Origin of the sequence: Methylovorus sp. MP688 (genome assembly GCF_000183115.1) — a bacterium.
In the GTDB taxonomy this organism is placed as follows: Bacteria; Pseudomonadota; Gammaproteobacteria; order Burkholderiales; family Methylophilaceae; genus Methylovorus; species Methylovorus glucosotrophus.
Genome location: NC_014733.1, coordinates 86958 through 104982, shown reverse-complemented (window position 1 = coordinate 104982; position 18025 = coordinate 86958). Strand labels below are relative to the sequence as shown.

15 protein-coding genes and 3 tRNA genes are annotated in these 18025 nt (G+C 54.2%); 3 read left to right on the top strand and 15 right to left on the bottom strand.

The genetic code is table 11. The features are described from left to right. The 11 genes from MPQ_RS00470 to MPQ_RS00420 all read right to left on the bottom strand — a co-directional run bounded on the left by MPQ_RS00470 (position 1) and on the right by MPQ_RS00420 (position 13256). Positions 1-654 carry a type II secretion system protein gene (locus MPQ_RS00470; protein ID WP_041361898.1) on the bottom strand — a complete coding sequence of 218 codons (654 nt, stop codon included), beginning with the start codon at positions 652-654 and terminating at the stop codon, positions 1-3. Next, positions 651-1802, bottom strand: coding sequence for a hypothetical protein (locus MPQ_RS00465; protein WP_013440911.1), 1152 nt, complete (start codon positions 1800-1802; stop codon positions 651-653). The genes MPQ_RS00470 and MPQ_RS00465 overlap by 4 nt, the downstream gene beginning before the upstream one ends. After that, positions 1783-2256 (bottom strand): hypothetical protein, encoded by a 474-nt coding sequence (locus tag MPQ_RS00460; RefSeq protein WP_013440910.1) that lies wholly within the window; start codon positions 2254-2256, stop codon positions 1783-1785. Before MPQ_RS00460 ends, MPQ_RS00465 begins: the two co-directional genes overlap by 20 nt. After that, positions 2253-2867: a hypothetical protein gene (locus tag MPQ_RS00455; RefSeq protein ID WP_013440909.1), complete on the bottom strand. Its 615-nt coding sequence runs from the start codon at positions 2865-2867 to the stop codon at positions 2253-2255. The genes MPQ_RS00460 and MPQ_RS00455 overlap by 4 nt, the downstream gene beginning before the upstream one ends. Next, complete coding sequence (locus tag MPQ_RS00450; protein ID WP_013440908.1) at positions 2864-4459, bottom strand: hypothetical protein; 1596 nt, start codon at positions 4457-4459, stop codon at positions 2864-2866. Before MPQ_RS00450 ends, MPQ_RS00455 begins: the two co-directional genes overlap by 4 nt. Beyond that, the gene (locus MPQ_RS00445) at positions 4459-5664 is read right to left on the bottom strand and encodes a type II secretion system F family protein (RefSeq protein ID WP_013440907.1); all 1206 of its coding nucleotides are present in this window, start codon (positions 5662-5664) and stop codon (positions 4459-4461) included. Before MPQ_RS00445 ends, MPQ_RS00450 begins: the two co-directional genes overlap by 1 nt. Before the next feature lie 2 nt (positions 5665-5666). Next, entirely contained in the window at positions 5667-7370 is a 1704-nt protein-coding gene (locus MPQ_RS00440) for a GspE/PulE family protein (protein ID WP_041361897.1), read from the bottom strand. 37 nt (positions 7371-7407) lie between these two features. Continuing rightward, entirely contained in the window at positions 7408-8553 is a 1146-nt protein-coding gene (locus MPQ_RS00435; RefSeq protein ID WP_013440905.1) for a lipopolysaccharide assembly protein LapB, read from the bottom strand. After that, the gene (gene mshL / locus MPQ_RS00430; protein ID WP_013440904.1) at positions 8537-10348 is read right to left on the bottom strand and encodes a pilus (MSHA type) biogenesis protein MshL; all 1812 of its coding nucleotides are present in this window, start codon (positions 10346-10348) and stop codon (positions 8537-8539) included. Before mshL ends, MPQ_RS00435 begins: the two co-directional genes overlap by 17 nt. Positions 10349-10417: 69 nt before the next feature. Continuing rightward, positions 10418-11818, bottom strand: a complete 1401-nt coding sequence (locus MPQ_RS00425) for an AAA family ATPase (protein ID WP_013440903.1) — start codon at positions 11816-11818, stop codon at positions 10418-10420. A gap of 4 nt (positions 11819-11822) precedes the next feature. Next, on the bottom strand, positions 11823-13256 hold the full coding sequence (locus MPQ_RS00420; RefSeq protein WP_013440902.1) for a sigma-54 dependent transcriptional regulator: 1434 nt from the start codon (positions 13254-13256) through the stop codon (positions 11823-11825). Positions 13257-13444: 188 nt separating this feature from the next. Between MPQ_RS00420 and MPQ_RS00415 the strand changes: the two genes are divergently transcribed. Next, a complete protein-coding gene (locus MPQ_RS00415; RefSeq protein ID WP_369750491.1) occupies positions 13445-13816 on the top strand; it encodes a thioredoxin family protein in 372 nt (123 codons plus the stop codon). 73 nt (positions 13817-13889) lie between these two features. Here the strand turns inward: MPQ_RS00415 and MPQ_RS00410 are convergent. The 3 genes from MPQ_RS00410 to MPQ_RS00400 all read right to left on the bottom strand — a co-directional run bounded on the left by MPQ_RS00410 (position 13890) and on the right by MPQ_RS00400 (position 14170). Further along, a tRNA-His gene (locus MPQ_RS00410) sits at positions 13890-13965 on the bottom strand. Positions 13966-13990: 25 nt separating this feature from the next. After that, positions 13991-14067, bottom strand: a tRNA-Arg gene (locus tag MPQ_RS00405). Between the two features lie 26 nt (positions 14068-14093). Continuing rightward, a tRNA-Pro gene (locus MPQ_RS00400) sits at positions 14094-14170 on the bottom strand. Between the two features lie 81 nt (positions 14171-14251). Here MPQ_RS00400 and folD point away from each other — a divergent pair. Together folD and dksA are read left to right on the top strand one after the other, a co-directional pair. Continuing rightward, positions 14252-15115 carry a bifunctional methylenetetrahydrofolate dehydrogenase/methenyltetrahydrofolate cyclohydrolase FolD gene (gene folD, locus MPQ_RS00395; RefSeq protein WP_041362481.1) on the top strand — a complete coding sequence of 288 codons (864 nt, stop codon included), beginning with the start codon at positions 14252-14254 and terminating at the stop codon, positions 15113-15115. A 175-nt stretch (positions 15116-15290) separates the two neighbouring features. Beyond that, positions 15291-15713 (top strand): RNA polymerase-binding protein DksA, encoded by a 423-nt coding sequence (dksA, locus tag MPQ_RS00390; protein WP_013440900.1) that lies wholly within the window; start codon positions 15291-15293, stop codon positions 15711-15713. Between the two features lie 105 nt (positions 15714-15818). On the opposite strand, the gene pnp is transcribed toward dksA, so the two are convergent. Beyond that, the gene (gene pnp, locus MPQ_RS00385; protein ID WP_013440899.1) at positions 15819-17942 is read right to left on the bottom strand and encodes a polyribonucleotide nucleotidyltransferase; all 2124 of its coding nucleotides are present in this window, start codon (positions 17940-17942) and stop codon (positions 15819-15821) included. Positions 17943-18025 lie beyond the last annotated feature (83 nt).

Below are 18025 nucleotides of genomic sequence, written 5' to 3'. Positions count from 1 at the left end.
TTATGGCAGTTTTCCGGCGCTCAGCATGCGGTTCAATAGCAAGGTCGATGGTACCCACACCACAATATCGTCGAACTCGTTGCCTGCCACGGCACTGGGAGTATCGCTGACAAAATACTCATCCTTGTCACTGTTTTCCTGCTCATTGGCACCCGCGCCCGCACCAGACTTGCCTTTGGAGACAATCACGGCGGGCACCCGAAGGGCCAGGTTGGTGCCGCTACTGTCGTTAATGGTCATCAGAAAAGTGCTGCTGGCTGCGCTAGCAAACGTAATTCGGCTGCCGCTATTGGCAAAATCCTTTGCCACCCGGTACTGATACTTTTGCCCCCAGGCATCCTGCTTGCCCATGCCGAGGTCAACCCATGGCAAATTACCCTCGGCTGGGTCTACCACACAGGCACCTGTGCCATCCCGGTCTTCCCGCCCGTCGCCCGTGGTATCCGGGCATGGCAGATACCCATTACTGCTGGCATATCCGATCAGGCCATCGCGCAGTTCGGCCATGGCTCTTTGCGTTTCGTTGTAATTTTTCTGATCAATCTGGGCAGACAGCGGCACCAGCATGCCAGCAATCACCAGCCCCACGATCACCAGCACTATCGATAGCTCGATCAAGCTGAAGCCTCGACTGCTTATTCGATACGACGTCATGGTGTTACTTTCAAAATACGTGTGCCATCAAGGTTGGATAGTTGCGCCAGCCCATTACTGCTACAGCCACGCGTTGCATAGCTGCAATCCGCCGTGAGTTCATATTTCACATAGTTTTGCCAGTGGCTTTCCGTAAACCAGGCAGGCAGGGTTAACGCCGGATTCGGGTGGCTGCAATTATTGTTTATAAGCGGCAGGCTACCACTCAAACTGCCCTCCTGGCACGCGCGCGTGCTATCGGGCAAAAGCGAGGTATAAGGGAAAAACCGGCTATTTGCTGCTGCCGCACTCGCCGAATAATAAGTGCGCAACGCGGTGGCCGCCTCCCCCATCGCCCTGTTCTGCAGGGCAGCCAGCAGTTCATCAATGGTAATGAATACCAGGGTGTCATTGAATTCGGTCTGTTTCTCGCTGGATAGACGATCACTGGCTTCGCCGTTAATAAACACTTCATTCGCGACCAGATAATTGGCGTTCGAATAAGCAACGCCATTGATGGTGATGCTATCGAGATAGGCGGCCGGCCCCGCAATCCCGCCTGCCCGGTTTTGTGAACCAAGTACCGGCCCCGCCGATATGACAATCGCCGCCACGCGGTCTGAAAGCAGACGACCGCTTTTGTCTCGCACTTGCAGCCAGGGATAGGTGGGGGCATCGGCAATATCGGGATTGATCACCACGGCGCTGGTGGAAGGCCGCACCAGATTGCGTGACACCGCATACCACAAGCGCTCGCCCTCGGCATCCATCAGGTTTTCAGATAAGCCATAGGTACCTGCGCCGCTACCGACGCACGGATTCGTTTGCGCAAGATAAGGCAGCTTGCCCAGCAAGTGGCTGTAATTGAGCGTGCTCACCTGACTGACACAATCACTCTGACCATCGTAGTTTTCATCCGAATTTCGATCAGGAAACGGCAGGATGCCAGGGTACTGTGCATGTGCTACCGACCAGCCTATGAGCGCAGCCTTGGCTTCTGCCAGCGCATCCAGTGTTTTCTGTTCGCGCATTACTTTGTATTGATAGCCATCCATGCGCTCAAAAAAGGCCATGCTGCCAGCCAGCAGCAGGATCAGGGCCATCACGATCATGATGATGCCTTGCTGCTCTGTGGCCGGCGAGGAATACTCAGGGCACTGCAGGCGCATTTTCTCGTTCTTGTGACACGGGGGCGGATTCCTTGGCCGTCGCCTTGTACTCTTCAATACGGTTGCTATCAGGTTTGTACACCTGCCCCGCCTTTAACCTCACCGATTGCCCGGTACCCGGTAGCTTGATCTCCACACGGCGGTTTTTTCCTTCTTCCACAATCATGGTGCCTAGCGTCCTGTTTTCCTGCATGGCTTGCTGATTGACCCATACCGTACCTGGCTTGCCATCGCTTCTGCGCACATAGCCTTGTACTGAAATCGGTCCAGAGGGGGCGCTATCCATCACGGCCCCCATGTCCTGTTCCGGTATTTTTTCCGGGAGGGCGCGCATATTGCGGCGTTGCGCATCCAGCTGTGTGCGTTGCAATGGTGTGGTGAACAATCGCCCCAGGTCGTCCGCCAGCGCCATGCCAGAGGCGAGACATAACAGTATAGTCAGCCATATTTTCATGGCGCCACTCCCGGTTGCGCTTCACGCAGGGTGTACCAGTCCAGCTCACACTTGGCGATAAGATTAGGCGTCATCGTCGCATCCATGATGGCGCGCAAACGCGTCAATTCACATTCGCGAATGATGATGGGGCTGCGCTGCTGCTGACGCAATGCCTGCAAAAAGGTCAGGATATCGCCCTCATGCAGCATGGGCAGCTCCAGCTGCATCACCGAGCGATTGAGCTTAAAACTGCCAGTGTCGACCGGAAACGGTGGGGTATAAGGCTCCTGCGCACCAATGGTGTAAGTGATCTTGAACAGTTTGTACTGCTGATGAATATTGCGGATGCTATCCAGCCAGAGGATACGCCGCTCCTCGCCGATAAAGCCTTCCTCCACCAGCGCTTTATAGGGAGGAAGAAAACTGACGATGGTGTCTTTTTCCTGGCCTGACGCCATATACCGGCTGCGGGCTCGCTGCAGTTGCTGCTGCTGCGCCTGGAGCGCCTGCTCGGCTTCCGTCACACGATCGTAGGCAAAGCTGATCAGCAAGGCCGCCGCAATCAGTGCCAATGCCAACCCGGCCAATGGGTAGGCCAGACGCGACCAATCCTGGCGGGTGAGCTTCATTGCGCGCCCTCCGTTGGCCGGAGAATAAACTTGAGCTTGAAATCGGCCGCCATGGAAACCGCCGACACGGCATCCGTCGTACTGCCTTGCAAGCGGGAATAGGAGCTGACATTCACCGGCTCCTGCAGCACCTCTACCCATGCCACTTGCGGCAAGCTGCGCAACTTTTCAGCAAGCTGATTGACGCGTACCAAAGCTGCGCGGTAATCCCCATTAAAACCCGCCACCTCTCCATCCACGAACACCAGCTGGTGCAATACGCTGGTATCACTGAGCTGAGCATCGGCCGGAGCAGCCTGTGCTGGCCCCACAGAAACCCCTTCGGCCTTGTCATCCCGTATCGTGATATCCGGCGTATTCAACCAGCGCATGCGATGAATCTGCATATCGGGCTGCGCCTGCAAAACCTCACTGAGCGTCTGCATGGCGGCTTGTGGCGTTTGCACATAAGACGCAAGCTTGCGCGCAGTTTCCACCGCGGCACGCAGGTCTGTGCTGGGGATAGGCGTTTGAGGGAAATTTTTGGCGACCTCGCGGTACTTCTGCTCCTGCATGCGGGTTTCCTGGCCGGCTTCAAGCGTTTGCTGCAAGGTCTGCGCCGCTTGCTGTCCGATATAGCTTGCCGCCACAAACCCGCCCAGCAAAGTCAGCACACTGGCGAGATGAATACTGCGTGCCACATTACCAACCTGATAGTGGCGGGTATAGCTGGCTGGAGCCAGATTGACCGGCAACTCGCCAGTCGCCAGCAGATGCATGTGCATCAGCTCGGGATGCCGCGTCAGCAATTCCGGATTCAATCCCAGGCTTTTGGCGAGGACTTTCAAATCTTCGCTGACGCATTCCAGGTTTTGCTCTTGTGAAATATTGCGGCAAATCTGGCGGCTGGTGTCGTCAATGTCTGCCAGCACCATTTTGATCGGCGTATCACGCATCACCAGGCGCTGGCTGATGAGGTAGAGCCGGGTTTTCTCGGTTTCAGCCAGGTAAAAATAGGCCATGCGCTCCTGCATGGCGGGCGACACCGGCGCCGAGCGGCTGATCAGCAAACGTCCATGATGAAAGTACGTCTGGCGCAGACCCGAGTTGAGCCGTTCGCTCAGCAGGATATGCGGCGCCTTGAGCTTCATGCGCTGCAGCAACAGCTCGCTCATCATCGATAGCAGATAGACGCCAGCAAGCGGCATGCGTTGAGCTGCGATCGCTTGCATCCAGGGCTGCAGGAAATCTGACTTGGTCAGGGCCACGTAGATGAAGCGATCATCCTTGCGCTTATCCTTCTGGCGCTCAATGAAATGCGCGGCCTTGAAAGTGGCATTGCGATAACCATGATTCAGTTTGCGCGCGAGCATTTCACGGCGGGCACTGCCCCGGGTATGCGGCAGATAATCCTGCTGGTAATCCTCCTCCACTGCATCCACCAGCATGTAGAGCCGGGTATTGTCGTGCTGGGCCAGAAAGCGCACAAAAGCCTCATAGCCTTTGGGATCACTGCTGAACTCGTGGCTGGATTGCAAATTGCCCAGACGCCACACCCCGGCAATCAGCTGGGTAGTGGTAGCGCAGAGGACGATTTTATTGAAGATGGCCATCAGAGTTTTAGCGTGCTGAAGGAATCGTAAACCGGGCCCAACACCGAGAACATGATAAAGGCCATGATAGCGCCGAGGATGACCGTGAGCGCGGGCTCCAGCATCTTGAGCATCTTTTCGATGGACTCGCGTACATCGCGATCATAAAAATAGCTGATCTTGAGCAGTGCGACATCCAGCGCACCGGTGCTTTCGCCCACCTTGATCATGCGCACCACCAGCGCAGGGAAAAGCCCGGCATTGCGAAAGCTTTCACTCATGCTTTCACCCGCATTGATCTGATGATGGGCGCGCGTCAGGGCATCCGCCACCGCGCGATTATCCACGATGTTTTCACTGGTCTTGATGGCATCCAGAATCGGGATGCCAGTTTGATACATCAAGGCAAAATAGCGGGCAAAACGCGCCAGTATGATTTTTTGCAATATGGGCCCGGTGACGGGCAAATGCAGCATGAGGTAATCAAAACGGTAACGCGCCGCGGGTGAGTGATGAATAAGATAAGCCAGTGCGCTGATAATGAGCACCGGCAGCCCCAGAATCAGCCACCAGTAATTGACGAAAGCATTGGAAAGAAAAATCAGCACCTTGGTCTGCAAAGGCAGCTCTTGCCCCATATTGCGCAGAAAGCCCACCATCTTGGGCACCAGGTAAATCATCAGGAACACCACCGCGCTTAGCACCATCACCATGATGAACAGCGGGTAGGCCAGGAGGCGGCGGGTCTGCGAGAGCAGTTCATCCTGCCATTTGAAGGTGTTGGCGAGATTATCGAATACTTCGGGCAAACGCCCGGTTTGCTCCCCCGCCTGCACCAGACTGACAAACAATGGATTGAACACCTTGGGATGCTCGGCCAGGGCTTGTGACAATAGCTTGCCGCCCTCGACCTCAGACGTCACCGCGCCGATAATTTTTTGAAAATGCAGATTGGTCGTGCTGTCGCGCAAATCCGCCAGACCTTCCAGCAGAGGCACGCCTGAGCTGGTGAGCTGCTCCAGTTGAAAGCAGAACATCATCAGGTCTTGCAGGCTGACATGGCTGCGCTTGAACAAGGCAGGCGACTTGCGGGCAGGCCGAAAGGTAATCATGCTGAGCCCCATGCGCTCCAGCCGCACTTCCAGGTCAACCTCGTTCAGCGCGTCTATCTGGCCATGGGCTGGCCGCCCGATCTGATCCACCGCCTTGTAGTTGAAGGTCGGCATGCTCAACGCATCCGGTTGGTCAGGTCGATCACCCGCATGACTTCGCTGATGCTGGTATAGCCTTCCAGAATGCGGCGCACGCCATCTTCAGCCAGCGGCACGAAGCCCTGCTCCATCGCCAGGGCGCGCATTTCATCCAGATGCGAACGGCGGGCAATCAGGGCATCCATCTGGCTGTCGATCCGCAGCAGCTCGATAATCGCCATGCGACCGCGATAGCCGGTATAGCCACAGCGCTTGCAGCCCACATGCCGGTAGATAATGGCATCCTGGCCGGGGGCCAAACCAAGCAGCGTGCGCTCGTCTTCGTTAGGCGCATGGCCTTGCTTGCATTGCGGACAGAGTACCCGCACCAGCCGCTGGGCCACCACGCCGATGATATTGCCAGCCATGATGTCCGGCGAAATGCCGATATCCAGCAAACGGGGGAAAGTCCCCAGCGCAGAATTGGTATGCAGAGTGGTGAATACCTGATGCCCGGTCATCGCCGCGCGAAATGCCATGGTGGCGGTATCTTCATCGCGGATTTCGCCTACCAGGATAATGTCGGGATCCTGCCGCATGATGGAACGTATGCCATTGGCAAAATCGAGTTTGTTGACCTCCGCTACCGAAGTCTGACGCATCATGGTGACCGGGTATTCCACCGGGTCTTCCAGCGTCATGATATTCACCGCCTCGGTATTCTGATGCGCGAGCAGGGAATACAGCGTAGTGGTCTTGCCGCTACCGGTCGGGCCGGTGACGACCACGATGCCCTCGGGGCGCGTCATCATGCGCTTCAATTCATTGAGGGTATTCGGCCGCATGCCCATGCGCTCCAGCGGCATGATGGATTTTTCGCGGTCGAGCACGCGCAATACCAGGTTTTCCCCGTGGATGGTGGGGTGACTTGCCACACGGAAATCAATCGGGCGACCGACCAGGTTGATCTGCAGGCGGCCATCCTGCGGGGCGCGGGTTTCTGCAATATCCATCCCGCTGATGACTTTGAGACGAACCGCAATGGCAGGCCAGAATGTCTTGTGCAGGCTACGCACCTGCCGCAGCACGCCATCAATACGGTAACGTATGCGTAAAAAAGCCAGCTCGGGTTCAAAGTGAATATCCGATGCGTTGCGTTTGACCGCATCCATCAACAGCGCACCGACCAGACGCACTACCGGCTGGGTATATTCATTGCCATCGGCCTGCAGGCTTTGGTAATCGATTTCGCCGGTTTCGATTTCACGCAGAATGCCATCCACCGAGAGCTCATAGCCGTAAAACTGGTCGATATATTCTTCCAGCTGCGCTTCGGCGGCCAGCACCGGCTTGATCTGAATCTGCGGCCCCAGCATGGCGCGTAGCTGATCAAGCGCCACCACGTTGAACATATCCGCCATGGCGATCACCAGCTGGCGCGCCGCTTCTTCATAGGCAATCGGCAACAGATGATAGCGGCGGGCAAAGTCCTCCGGCACCATGGCAAGTGCCTCGGCATCAGCCACCACAGGCGCCAGGTCTATGCTTTCATAGCCTATGGTGTCCGCCACCAGATCGCGCACCATGGCTTCGGTCACAAAGCCCAGGCGCACCAGATGACGGCCTAGCGGAATATCATTTTGCGATTGCTCAATCAACGCAATGCGGAGCTGATCCTGGCTCAGCAGTCCCTGCTGCACCATTAATTCACCAAGCCGCTGTTTACGCTGAGGTTCTGTCATGCCGTTCGAGTATGCTCTTTAAAAATGCGATGTAGGTTCAAGGCTGTAACTGGGCGATACGGGCTTCCAGCTGCGCGCGATCCACCTGCGACGCCCCGGCAGCGGGCAGGCGTTGCAGGGTCTGCAGGTAATACGGCAGTGCCAGTGCAGGTTTGCCCATCTGGTCCAGACTGACGGCCAGATTGAACAGATAGTCGACGTTATCCGGCGCAAAATGGTGCGCCTGGAAATACGCCTGCTGTGCCGCAGCCCACTGCTGCTGGCTGGCGTAGAGATTGCCCAGCATGGCATGCAGGTGGGCCGCCTCTGGCTGCTGCGCCAGCAAATTTTTCAATGCACTTTCGCTACCGAGAGGATCCGCCGCCTCTCCAATGCCTATCAGGGCCGATTGTGCTGTCGGGTTACGGGGATCCAGCTCCAGCACTTTGCTATACCAGCCGCGTGCATCGGCTTGCCGCCCTTGCTGCAGGGCGATGGCCGCCATGCCCAGCAAGGCATCCACATTCCCGCTATCACTTTGCAGGACCATGCGGTATTGCTTTTGCGCCGAGGCAATATCTCCTGCCTGCCAGGCTTTATATGCGGCGATGAGATTCGGGTTCACCGCCGGCGCAATATTGCTTTTGCTGACGGTAAATGTACTTGCCGTAGGCAAGTCCGGCGTCGCACCAAATACCTGCGGTGCCGCTTTGGCCGCAGCTGGTGATTTCGCAGGGGCACTCATATCCAAAGCAGAATCTGCGCCAGCGCTGGGTACAGGATGTTTGTTTGAGAACACTTCCGCAGACGAAGTCGCCGCAGGTGGACTATCATCCGCCACAGACAGCTCTTCATCTACTGGGCTGGATGGAGCAGCTGGCACTTCTGGCGGGGCCATTTTTGCCATGACAATGTCAGGTTTGGCTAACGATTGCAGGTAGTCATACAAAAAATATCCGCCAAGCAATGCCAGCAGCAGCACTAATCCCAACACACTCAGGGTGGTTGGCGATATTCCGGAATGGCGGGGCTTGGCCTGCATCAGCGTGCTTGCCGTAGCCCGATCGCCTGCAGGCGCCCGCTCAGCTTCACGCGTATTGCCAGCTGCGACTTGCGGCTCGAGCGACAAGGTTTCGGCAGTCGCAGCGTCACCACTGCTCTTGCCTTGTTCAGCGCGGGATAGGGCTTTAATTAGCAGACTCATCGAGTTTTTGCTGTAATTGCATGCTGGGCAGATATTGCTTGTATGACTGCAGCTCCTCGCTTTCCAGCGTGGCGTTCTGAATGACGATGGGCCGCAGGAAAATCACCAGCTCGGTTTTAATCGTAAAGTCACTACGGGCAGTAAACAGCTTGCCAAAAAACGGGATTTTGGACACTTCAGGCACGCGATCGGACGCTTGCTGGATATTGTCCTGCATCAAGCCACCCAACACCGCCGTGTTGCCGCTGTTCACCCGCAACACCGATTCCAGCTCGCGCACCTGAATCTGGGGGATACGGCTGATGACATTAGCGTTGGCAAGTTGGGGATTGGGATCATTGACGTAGCTGACCACCCGCGAAATTGTTGGCCGCACATTGATATTAACCTGGCCAAGATCATTGATTTGCGGTGTGACGCTCATGACCACGCCCACAGGCACGGTATTGGGCGTGGTGGTGACCGATTGCAGATTGGTGGAGCCGGTGGTGAGGCCCTGGGATATCTGTGACTGAATGGTGAAATACACCAGGTTATCCACCACCTTCAACACCGCTGTCTGGTTATTCAAGACCATCAGTTTTGGGCTGGAAAGCACCTTGGTATTGCCAAACTGTTGCAATAACCTGAGACCAAGGCTGATGTCGTTGCTGCTGTAGCCCACCACAAACGGGCTCACACTGCCCGCCGCCGCGGCCACCCCGGATGGCGAAACAATACCGGTAGTGCCCAGAGAACCATTGATGTTAAAACCGCCGCCGAGGCGGGTCCAGTCAATGCCGGCTTGATACGTGTCGTTGAGGGTGACTTCGACAATGGAAGCTTCGATCAATACCTGGCGTCGGGCGCTCGCCATGACTTTATCCAGAAACTCCTGCACTTTTTCATGCTGCCTGCTGGTGGCTCGCACGCTGATGACGCCCGTTTCCGGACTGGCAATCACGGTCGCGGCAAACAGGGTTTTGTATTCGGCGCGTGCCTGATCACGCTCTTCTTGCGCGTTGCGAGCATTGCTTGCAGCCGGAGGCAATGTGGTCTGGCTCGGATTCAGTGGTTGCGCAGGATTGCTCCCTTCATTAGTGGAAGCAGGTGACTCCGCTTGCGATGGACTCGCCGTGCGCGAAATGATCACTTCCTTATCCGTTTCTGCCAGCAGGTCACGCAGATTCTGAATCAGGGTTTCCCACAAATGATTTTTGGATTCGCTATTCACGGCGGTGCGTGAGCTATTGGCGGCGCCGGTACCGTTGCTTGTGACGGTGGACACACTCCCTGCAGTCCCGGTACTGGCGCTACGCCCGGTACTGGCAATTTCCGCTGCCGCTCCGATAAAGCCGGTTGTGTCGCGCGACATATTCACATAGTCGACCTTGTAGGTACGCAACACCGGCATATCGGGAGCCACATACAACACGTTGTTTTCAACCTTGTAGGTCAGGTCAACCTGTTTGGCGAGGCGCTCCAGAATCGCGGGCAAGGTCTGATCCACGGCATTCAGTGTGACTTTGCCCTGGATGGACGGGTGAATGTCTACATTGAGCTTGCTCTCACGCGCCAGCGCAAAGAGGATTTCTTTGACTGGCACTTCATTCACGACAACGCTGTAAGTCTGCTCGCGATTTTTGGCCTTGGGCGCGGGGACAAATGGGGTGATTTTGACGGGCTGGGGAATGGCAGCGACTGGCGCAGGTGGCGTCACTGCATCAATATGCCCCGTGGAGGGTGTGATCTGCGATACATGTGAACAGCCGGCCAACCCGAGCCAGGCAATAGCAGTGACGATCTTCTTATTCATCGTGCCTTGTGATTCCCCATGTAAACAGCCCCTGATTTATCGCATATTAAGTACAGTATGGCAATTAAGCTATTTAAGTTGTTTTATTTCTTTTGTGATTCCACCCACAGTCCTCATATGTGGCTGGTTGGCACGCACGCTTTCTGGCAATTGCTTCAAGGCGGATGCTGCTTCCTCGCGGTTATCAAAGCTGCCATAAAAAAGACTCAGGAATGGCTGGCCGCCAACTCGCGTACGCACGACATAAAGATCATCCAGCGACAATTTGAGCGCCAGTGTTTTCAGGGCATCACGCATATCCTCATCGCGATAGGCCCCCATCAACTGCAAGGTGACGGTGGTCTCGATCTGTCGGTCTAACCACGCGTGCGTCGCTTGCAAGCGGGCTTCCAGAACATCTTGCACTGCACTGGCTGTTGGCTGCTCGGCAGCTGAAGAATGAATCGCTGACCCGGCGGCGCTTGTCAGTTTCACCTCCTCTACCCGGGGCTTGGAAACCACAGGCGCAGACGATGGCGCTAACACCGGGGCATTTACAGCTTGAGAAATGGGTTTGCCAGACTGCCACTGATGCCCGATGTAGCCAGCAACCAAGCCTGCGCACAAAGTCAGCCCGCCCAGGGCAAATTGCCATCTCCGCCACCTGTTTTGCTGTGCTTGCTGGCTAAATTCACTATCGGCAATCGCGCTACGCACATGCTGGGGGCGCACCTGGTAGACATTGTCTGAAAAAGCCGCCAGCAGCGCCTTGTCTGCCAGTACATTTACCCTGCGCACCAGACCTTCCGCAGTGCGTGAAAGCAGCTTGATGGCAGCCGGCGTAAATAATGGCGGACCAAAATAGCCAGCAGCACGCAAACGAAACATGAGGTACTCACTCACCTCCTGCTGATCGAGCGGCTGCAATTTGAAACTATGGGTAATACGCTCCCGCAACTGCCGAATATGCGAGGCGTTCAGATTGGTATCCAGCTCGGGCTGCCCGAACAGGACAATCTGCAAAAGCTTGTCATGCTTGGTTTCCAGATTGGACAGCAAGCGCAGCTCTTCCAGTGTGGCGAGGGGCATGCCTTGCGCCTCTTCCACGAACACCACCACTTGCTTTCCTGCTGCATGCCTGTCGAGCAGATACTGCTGCAGAATCTGCATGACATGAAATTTGTCCGCATTTTTAGGCAATTTGAGCTGCAGCTCAAAAGCTACGGCATATAGCACTTCATCCGGCGCCATGCTGGGGTTGGCGAGATAAACGGTTTCTATGCTATCCGGCAGTTGTGTCTGCAGCATGCGGCATAGCATGGTTTTGCCACTTCCCACTTCACCAACCACCTTGATAATGCCTTCACCACTGCGAATGGCATATATCAGGGCGTCCAGGACCGCACCTCGCTTGCCGCCCGTGAAAAACACGTCGGTATTCGGCGTGATTTTGTAAGGGGGTTCCTTTAAGCCGAAATGCGCATAGTACATGGGCCTATTCTTTGTACTCTTCCTGGGTTTGTATGCGGCTATATAAGGTCGTTCGATTGATACCGAGCAGCTTGGCAGCCTGGCTCAAATTACCGTGGGTAATTTTCAGGGCGGCATTCACATAAGCGTTTTCCCAACGCTTCAGCACGGCATCCACATTGATGTTGGCTTCGCTGCGCAGGTGCTGGTAAGCATGCAAGGTGATGGCATCACCATCGTTGAGCAGAATCTCTTTCACCTTGATCTGCCCGATCAAATCCAGCTCTGAGGACAGGCGGCTCTGCGTCACCGTCTCGCCGGCGTAATTGGCCAGCAGGCGGATAATGATGTTACGCAGCTCGCGCACATTGCCCGGAAAGTGATAATCCATCCATAACTGCTGCGCCTGCTCATCCAGCTTAAATAACGCCTGCCCAGTTTCACGAGCATAGAATTGACTGAAATGCTCCAGTAATAGCAATCGGTCATTTTCCAGATCACGCAATGGCGGAACGCGCAAAGCGAATACGCTCAGCCGGTGATAAAGATCGATACGAAACTTGCCATTGCGCACCTCGGTACGCAAATCGCGATTGGTGGCGGCGACGATGCGCGCCCGGCTTTGCCTGGTCTGCGTTTCACCCACGCGCTGGTATTCGCCATTCTCCAGCACGCGTAATAACTTGGCTTGCAGCTCCAGTGGCAACTCGCCAATTTCGTCCAGAAATAACGTCCCATCCCCGGCATCTTCAAAATACCCTGTCTGGGTGTTGGCGGCTCCGGTAAATGCGCCTTTGCCATGCCCAAATAAAATGGACTCGGCGAGTAAGGGCGAGATGGCCGCGCAGTTGATGGAAAGATAAGGCGCGTTCGCACGCTTGCTCAGGCGATGCAGACTGGTTGCCACTAGTTCCTTGCCGCTACCGGACTCGCCTTCGATCAGTACGGGGAATGGCGCATCTGCAAACTGCGTTATTTGCGTGCGCAAGGTTTGAATAGGCGCGCTTTCGCCCAGCAAGCCTGGCAAGGAAGTTTCGTTGCTTAAGTACCCCTCACTCTGCTCGGCATGCTGCAACTGCAAGGCATTGAGCAAAATCGTCTGCAGTCGCTCGACATCGCATGGCTTGGGGATAAAATCCACGGCACCCAGCGTGAGGGCGTGCTTCACATTAAACGCTTCATTCTGGCCCGACAGCACCAATATCTTCATGGTGGGCGAATGCGCCAGCAATTCGGAAATCAACTGAAATCCCTCATCCGGCTTTTGTGGCGAGGGAGGCAAACCAAGATCAACCAGAGCCAGGGAAGGCGGCTCACTCAGCTGGCGCAATACGCTTTGCGCTTGGGCACGGGAAGCGGCGACAAATACATCAAACGATTTACCCAATACGAAGTGCAATGTATCGGTGATCAGAGGATCATCGTCAACAATAATAAGAACTGGACGAGCTGTAGTCATGGCACCCCCTTACCACAGCTTAAATTAAAGAATCTTTATTTTTCATGACGTTACTATAACCACTAAGCCCAGTAGCATCAATGGCAGATATCGATGCAGGAGCGCGCCAGATGCCTCATTCGCCACGGACAAAAAGCCTACAGTACGCATCGGTTTGTGATCGTATTTCTTCATTATTTTGAACGGAAATGGCGATACGATATCCACCCCATGATGAATATGATCGTAAAAGGACCAAGTACATCATGACTGAAAACCTTCCTGATCCGACTCGAGCTGAAATTGATCAGCTGGCAGGTCCTGCCTTGATAGAATTCGGGGCTTCGTATTGTGGCTATTGCCAACAAAGGCGCCCATGGATAGATGCACTGATAAAAGCCAATCCCCAGATAAGGTATTTCCGGGTTGAAGACGGAAAAGGGCGTCGCCTGGGCCGTAGCTTTGGCGTCAAGCTATGGCCAACATTGATATTTTTGCGAGATGGTAAAGAAATAACACGAGAAGTGAGGCCAGACAGCCAGGAAGCCATCCAGCGAGCGCTCCAACAGATAACAACTTGAAGTTAAGCGAGCGTAGTGGATTTGATACTACTAGATGCGAGTGATAAGGGGGATTTTAAAACTAGCAAGCAAATGGGGTGGCTGATGGGGCTCGAACCCACGACAACTGGAATCACAATCCAGGGCTCTACCAACTGAGCTACAGCCACCATTGAAACTGGGGGATCAGTATCATGGCCTGCCCGACAGGAATCGAACCTGTAACCCCCAGCTTAGAAGGCTGGTGCTCTATCCGGTTGAGCTACGGGCAGATTGTCGGACAATCGTTTTGAAATACTGGTCGGGGTGGAGAGATTCGAACTCCCGACATCCTGCTCCCAAAGCAGGCGCGCTACCAGACTACGCTACACCCCGAGGACCGCAAATATAGCGCAAACCAGCGGTGTGGTCAAACTGAATCTGTTAAAATCATGGTTTTTCATTCGTCCATATTCTATGTCCGCACAACTCATCAATGGCAAAGCCGTTGCCGAATCCATGTTACTTGAGCTTAAGGCACGCGTTGACCAGCGCTTGGCTGCTGGCAAGCGTGCACCTGCCTTGGTTGTCATTATGTTAGGCGCAGATCCTGCGTCGGCGATTTATGTGCGGAACAAACGCGTCGCGTGTGAGAAGGTTGGCATACGCTCTCTTGCCTATGATCTGCCAGCCGACACTTCAGAAGCCGATCTGCTGGCGTTGATCAGACAGTTGAATGAAGATAGTGAAATCGATGGCATTTTGGTGCAATCCCCGCTTCCTCCGCATATCAGCGAAAAGAAAATCATCGAGACCATTTCCGCAAGCAAGGATGTCGATGGCTTTCATCCATATAACATCGGTCGCTTGGCTGTGCGTGAGCCGACCCTACGCTCCTGTACGCCATTTGGCGTCATCAAACTGTTGAAGTCAGCCAATATTCAGTTAATGGGACTGGATGCTGTCGTGATTGGTGTCTCAAATCATGTCGGCCGCCCCATGGCTCTCGAGTTGCTTCTGGCTGGATGCACGGTTACTTGTTGTCATCGCCATACCAAAAATCTGCGCGAGAATATCGAACGTGCTGATCTCGTCGTTGCAGCCGCAGGCAAACCCGGATTGATTAACGGTGAGTGGATAAAACCCGGCGCGGTAGTGATTGATATTGGTATTAACCGCCTGCCAGATGGCAAGATCTGCGGCGATGTCGACTTTAACATTGCCAAGGAACGTGCCAGCTGGATTACACCTGTACCCGGTGGTGTCGGACCCATGACGGTTGCCACATTGATGGAAAATACCTTGATGGCCCTTGAACTCAAGGAATCCGCCCAAATATAGTTACCAGTATACTGATTGGTAGTACACTAGCCGACATTGTGGAAATTGAACGCTCATTTGATATACGAAGGCAACATGTTCAATGCAGTTAGGTGTTTTGCATACCATTTATATTAGGTGTACACTTTCTCCGCTTTAAATTTTGTCAATCGCATTTTGAGTTTTCAAGGCACCTATGGCTGAAGCAATCACAAGACAATTTATTCCTTATCAACCGAAACCGGATGAGGAATACATGAATGACAAGCAACTCGACCATTTCCGCAAGATCCTGAATGACTGGAAAGCCGAGTTAAGTCACGACATTGATCGCACTGTGCACACCATGCAGGACGAGGTGACCATGTTTGCTGACCCGAATGACCGTGCCAGCCAAGAATCCGACATGGCGCTGGAGCTACGCAATCGTGACCGCGAGCGCAAGCTGATCAAGAAAATCGACGAGACCCTGGGCAAGATCAATGAGCACGAATATGGCTATTGCAACAGCTGCGGCGTTGAAATTGGCTTGAAGCGTCTCGAAGCTCGCCCTACCGCAACACTTTGCATTGATTGCAAAACGCTGGATGAAATTCGCGAGCGTCAAGTTGCTAAATAAATAAGCGTTTCTATTCGGCATCACCATCTTTTGATGGCTTGCCAGAAAAACAAAAAGGCCGGAAATTCCGGCCTTTTGTTTTAGTGCTATCGCTATCCTATATGCTTAAGATGCTTCGGTTTCAGCCTTGGCTTCTTCTGCAGGTGGATCGATCAGCGCCTTCATGCTCAAACGCACGCGGCCTTTTTCGTCAGCTTCCATTACCTTGACCTTAACAACCTGGCCTTCCTTGAGGAAGTCACCCACTGCATTTACGCGTTGATGAGCGATTTGCGAAATGTGCAACAAACCATCTTTGCCTGGCAGCAATGAAACAATCGCACCAAAATCCAGCAGTTTGATGACAGTGCCTTCATACGTCTGGCCAATTTCCACTTCTGCAGTAATGGCTTCAATGCGACGCTTAGCTTCTTCACCAGCCTCTGCACTGGTGCAGCCGATCTTGATCGTGCCATCTTCTTCAATATCAATGGTGGTACCGGTTTCTTCGGTCAGCGCACGAATCACTGCGCCGCCCTTGCCGATAACATCACGAATCTTTTCAGGGTTGATCTTCATGGTGATAATGCGAGGCGCAAAAGCGGACAGCTCTTGACGGGTCTCACCCATGGCTTCCTTCATCAGACCCAGAATGTGCAGGCGACCTTCCTTGGCTTGCGCCAGAGCGGCTTGCATAATTTCGGCAGTAATACCGGTAATCTTGATATCCATTTGAAGAGCGGTAATACCATCCTCCGAACCGGCCACCTTAAAGTCCATGTCACCCAGATGATCTTCATCACCCAGGATATCGGTCAGAACTGCAACGCGGTTACCTTCCTTAATCAGGCCCATGGCAATACCTGCCACGTGGGTCTTGACTGGAACGCCTGCATCCATCAATGCCAGACAGCCGCCACAGACGGATGCCATGGAGCTTGAACCATTGGATTCAGTAATTTCCGATACGACGCGAATGGTATAGCCGAACTCTTCCTGACTTGGCAATGCAGCCAGCAACGCACGCTTGGCCAGACGACCGTGGCCGATTTCACGACGCTTAGGCGTACCTACCCGACCAGTTTCGCCGGTAGCGTAAGGAGGCATGTTGTAATGCAGCATGAAACGATCAGTGTATTCACCTTGCAGAGCATCAATGATTTGCTCATCGCGGCCAGTACCGAGAGTAGCCACGACCAGCGCCTGCGTTTCACCGCGGGTGAACAAGGCAGAACCGTGGGTACGAGGCAGCACACCAGTGCGGATAGTAATCGGGCGCACAGTGCGAGTATTACGGCCATCAATACGTGGCTCGCCATTCAGAATCTGACCACGTACAACCTTGGCTTCGAGATTATGCAGAATGGACTTGATTTCGTTCGCTTCTTCAGTCGACGTGGCTTCAGTAATCAGCTCACTCAAGACACGGCTCTTGATTTCATCCAGCTTGGAAGAACGAGCCCCTTTGGACTTGATCTGATAAGCAGCGTTGATATCGGCGCTAGCGATGCCAGTGATTTTTTCGATGAGTGCGGTGTTTTCAGCAGGTGGAGTCCAATCCCATGGCTCTTTGCCAACTTCTGCCGCAATTTCGTTGATCAGATTGATCACGGCTTGCATTTGCTCGTGGCCATAAACCACAGAACCCAGCATCACATCTTCAGGCAATTCCTTGGCTTCCGACTCCACCATCAGTACAGCGGTCGATGTCGCAGCAACTACCAGATCCAGCTCTGTATCTTTCAACTGAGTGGCAGTCGGGTTCAGTACATATTCACCATTGATGTAACCTACACGCGCTGCACCAATCGGGCCATAGAATGGAATACCGGAAATGGCCAGGGCCGCGGAAGCGCCGATGATGGCAGGAATATCGGAATCGATTTCGCTGTCCGACGACATCACGGTCGCCACAATTTGCACTTCGTTGTAGAAAGCTTCAGGAAAGAGCGGACGCAGAGGACGGTCGATCAGACGCGATGTCAGCGTTTCCTTTTCGGAAGGGCGACCTTCACGCTTGAAAAAGCCGCCAGGAATCTTGCCGGCAGCGTAGGTGCGTTCTTGGTAATCCACAGTCAATGGGAAAAAATCCTGACCAGGCTTTACATCAGTTTTGCCGACCACAGTAACGAGCACGACGGTATCGCCGTAACTCACCATCACTGCGCCATCAGCCTGACGAGCGATTTCGCCCGTTTCCAGAGTCAGCTCATGCTGACCATACGTAATCGTTTTTTTAATGGCTTTCACGTCTTATGTCCTTATTAAAACGAAAAAAGCCGATAAGCGCCGCGTTACCGCTTTGCCTTCGGCTTGTTTCTTCAATTCACGAA